General features: G+C 74.5%; 3 protein-coding genes. 2 read left to right on the top strand and 1 reads right to left on the bottom strand.

What is annotated here, in order from left to right:
• A partial coding sequence (locus E1298_RS48995) for a hypothetical protein (RefSeq protein WP_207945239.1) occupies positions 1–238 on the top strand: 238 nt, incomplete at its 5' end.
• Complete coding sequence (locus tag E1298_RS45005; RefSeq protein ID WP_131903497.1) at positions 235–2,793, top strand: lysylphosphatidylglycerol synthase transmembrane domain-containing protein; 2,559 nt, start codon at positions 235–237, stop codon at positions 2,791–2,793. The genes E1298_RS48995 and E1298_RS45005, both read left to right, overlap by 4 nt.
• A gap of 2 nt (positions 2,794–2,795) precedes the next feature.
• On the opposite strand, the gene E1298_RS45000 is transcribed toward E1298_RS45005, so the two are convergent.
• Entirely contained in the window at positions 2,796–3,398 is a 603-nt protein-coding gene (locus tag E1298_RS45000; RefSeq protein ID WP_131903496.1) for a MerR family transcriptional regulator, read from the bottom strand.
• Between the last annotated feature and the right edge of the window lie 474 nt (positions 3,399–3,872).

Genomic DNA, 3,872 nt, shown 5'->3' with positions numbered 1-3,872 from the left:
CCGCCGCACCGCTCCGGCGTCCGCCCCGCCCGGCGGGGTGGCCTCGATCGACGCGGGCATACTGACCAGTACGATGAGCGGGGCCCACGGACGGGCGGCGGGCCGCCGAGCGGGGCGGGGAAAGGCGAGCGGACGGGTGAACGCGCACGTGGCCGGGACGGCGCCCGCTCGACGCCGCGCCGCCGGTTCTGGGACGCTGATCGCGATGACGGACAGCCAGGGCGGCGGTACGGCGTGACGCGGACCCACGGCGCGGTGGTGCGCCCGAGGCAGGGCGCCGCCGCGGGCGTGCCCGTGGACGAGCCCGCCCAGCCCGACCGGATCCGCCGTCCCGCCGACGCGATCAGGTTCGCGGCGTCCTGCGCGCTGCTGGCCGCGGTGATGCTGCTGGTCTCGATCGCGCAGCAGACCACGCACGGCCTCCAGACCGACATCGCCGAGGGCACCGCGCACGCGCCCCGGCTGCTGCTGTCGCTGGCGACGCTGGCCTCCAGCTTCGGCGTGCTGGCCGTCCCGGTCGCGTTCGCGGTCGAGCGGCTGTTCCACAAGGACGGGACGCGCGTCGCGATCGCGCTGCTGGCCGCCGCGATCGCGCTCCTGGTCACCATCGGCCTGGACGACATGGTGGTCTCGTCCGCGCCCGGCGGCGTGCTGGACTCGCTGATCTGGGGCGGCACCGCCACCGCGCCGGTGCACACCGACATCGCGCCGGTGATCGCGTTCGTCAGCGCGGTCGGGATGGCCGGGCGGATCCGCTGGCAGGCCGCGACCTGGACCATGATCGGGCTGGCGGCGCTGACCGGGCTGACCGCCTCCTACGCCTCGGTCGCCGCGCTGGCCGCCACGTACCTGCTCGGCCGCGCCATCGGGCACGGCACCCTGTACGCGGTCGGCACGCCCAATCCCCGCCCGTCCGGCGCGGCGGTCGTCGCCGCGCTGGAGCGGCTCGGGCTGCGGCCGGGCCGCGCCGTCCGGCTCGGCGACGCCGCGGAGGGCGGCACCGAGGAGACCCGCCGCTACGGCGTCGTCCTGGCCCCCTCCCCCGCCGGGCCGGACGGCGTGGACGACGACGGCGGGGACATCGACGCGGACATCGACAGAGACTTCGACGGGGACTTCGACGGAGACCGGGGCGGCCGGCCGCTGCCCGGCCGCGGCGCGCGGCACGGCGAGTGGGACCTTGAGCTCCGGGTCCTGGACCGCGACCAGCAGACCGCCGGGATCCTCTACCGCGTGTGGCGGCTGCTGCGGCTGCGCGGCGCCACCACCGGGCGGACGCTGCGCTCGCTGCGCCGGTCCCTGGAGCAGGAGTCGCTCATGGCGTACGCCGTGGACGCGGCGGGCGCCCGGACCCCGCGCCTGGTGGGGACGTCCGAGGTCGGCACCGAGGCGGCGCTGCTGGCCTACGAGCACGTGCCCGGCCGCCGGCTCGGCGACGTCCCGGCCGACGAGGTCACCGACGCGCTGCTGACCGACGTGTGGCGCCAGTTCCGGCGGCTCCAGGCGGGGCGGCTCGCGCACCGCCGGCTGGAGGACGGCGCCGTCCTGGTCGGGGACGACGGCCGCGCGTACGTCACCGACCTGAGGTTCGGGGAGATCGCCGCCGGGGACCTGGCGCTGCGGCTGGACCTGGCGCAGCTCCTCACCACCCTCGCGCTCCGGACGGGACCCGAGCGCGCCGTCCGGACGGCCGCGTCCGTGCTGGGCGAGGAGGCCCTGGCCGCCACCGTGCCACTGCTGCAGCGGGTGGCGCTGTCGCGGGCGACCCGCGCGGCGCTCCGGCACCGCAGGGACCTGCTGACGCGGATCCGGGAGCAGATCGTCCGGCTGAAGCCCGAGACGGAGGCGGCGCCGGTCCGGCTGGAGCGGTTCCAGCCCCGCACGATCTTCAGCATCGTGGCGCTGTCGATCGCCGCCTACATCGTGATCCCGCAGGTCGGCAGCCTGGACTTCGCCCACCTGATGTCCACGGCCACCTGGTGGTGGGTCGCGGTCGCGCTGGGCGCGGCGGCGCTGACCTACCTCGCGGCGGCGCTCATGCTGATGGGGTTCGTCCCCGAGCGGCTGCCGCTGTGGCGGACGGCCCTGGTGCAGGTCGCCGCCTCGTTCGTCAAGCTGGTGGCGCCCGCCGCGGTCGGCGGCGTCGCGATCAACACCCGCTACCTGCAGCGGTCGGGGGTCCGGCCGGGGCCCGCGGTGGCCAGCGTCGGCGCGTCCCAGCTGATGGGGATGGCCACCCACATCCTGCTGCTGATCCTCTTCGGGTTCCTCACCGGCTCGGCCAACAACGCGACGAAGGATCTGGCGCCGTCGCGCACCATCGTCATCGTGGTGCTGGCGCTCGGCCTCGTCGCGGGGATCGCGCTGACCATCCCGAAGGTGCGCCGGGTCGTCACGGCGCGGCTGAAGAGCATGTTCTCGGGCGTGGTGCCGCGGCTGGTGGACGTCCTGCAGTCGCCGAAGAAGCTCGCCACGGGCATGGGCGGCACGCTGCTGCTGACCGTGGCGTTCGTGGTCTGCCTGGACGCCTCGATCCGCGCGTTCGGCGGGTCGCTGCACTGGACGTCGGTCGTGGTGGTGTTCCTGACCGCGAACGCCCTGGGGTCGGCGGCGCCGACGCCGGGCGGCCTGGGCGCGGTCGAGGGCGCGCTGACGCTGGCGCTGACGATCTCGGGTCTGACGGCGGAGACGGCGACGTCCGCGGTGCTGCTGTACCGGCTGCTGACGCTGTGGCTGCCGGTGCTGCCGGGGTGGGCGGCGTTCGCCTACCTCCAGCGCAAGGGGGCGATCTGAGCTCAGCCCGTGCGGCGGGCGCGCCGCCGTCCGGCCAGCTCGTCATGGGGGTGCTCGGTAGGGTCCAGGTCGGTGGCGGCGCGTTCACCGGGAAGCTCGGCCAGGCTTCCCTCCACCTCCTGCCATACGCGTCCGAGCGCGATGCCGAACACGCCTTGGCCGCCCTGGAGCAGGTCGACGACCTCGTCGGGAGAAGTGCACTCGTATACGCTCACGCCGTCGCTCATCAGCGTGATCTGCGCCAGGTCGCGCACGCCGCGGTCGCGCAGGTGCGTCACCGCCGTGCGGATCTGCTGGAGCGAGACGCCGGTGTCGAGGAGCCGTTTGACGACCTTCAGCACCAGGACGTCGCGGAAGCTGTAGAGCCGCTGGCTGCCCGAGCCGTGGGCGGCGCGGACGCTCGGCTCCACCAGCGCGGTGCGCGCCCAGTAGTCCAGCTGCCGGTAGGTGATCCCCGCCGCCGCGCACGCCGTCGGGCCGCGGTAGCCGACATCCTCCGGCGGCGCCGACACCTGGGTGTCGAAGAGCAGGCCCTGCTCTCCGGCACGCCGGGACGCCATGTGCCTCTCGGGGGTCGCCTTGCCCTCGCCGCTGCTCACCGCCACGCGGACCTCCGGCTTCTATCAGCCCGTGCCGCTTCGTCAAGGGGGTTTGACGAATTACACCACGGGTGTTCCACCAGCACGGTAGGTGCCGGTCAGGGCGCGGTCAACGTTCACCGTCGGCGCGTCGCATGCCCGGATGAACCGGCTTCACGTGGGCAAACTGCGCACCTTCGCCGCCAACGCACTCCTACCCCGATGGTCGCCCATCGGAAACGGCCAGGTCCAGGGCAATGCAAGACCAATCGCCGCGGAGCATGAACGTGCACCCCGCAGTGACATATCCCACTGAATCGCCCAGATCCCGGACGTGCCCGGGGTGGCGGCGAGTAGCTCACTGTAACGGGTCCGGTCCCGCGCCGCGCGCGCCGGATCTGCCCGGGCGGCCAGGCGGTTCTGACTAGGAGGACTGACTGAAATACCCGGGGCGGCGAGTCCGGCGAGCGGGGGCGGGACGGCCGTGGGCGGCCCTGCGGG

Source organism: Actinomadura rubrisoli, assembly GCF_004349215.1.
Taxonomy (GTDB): Bacteria; Actinomycetota; Actinomycetes; order Streptosporangiales; family Streptosporangiaceae; genus Spirillospora; species Spirillospora rubrisoli.
Note: the sequence above shows the minus strand (reverse complement) of the source record. Positions and strands in the feature narration are given on the sequence as shown.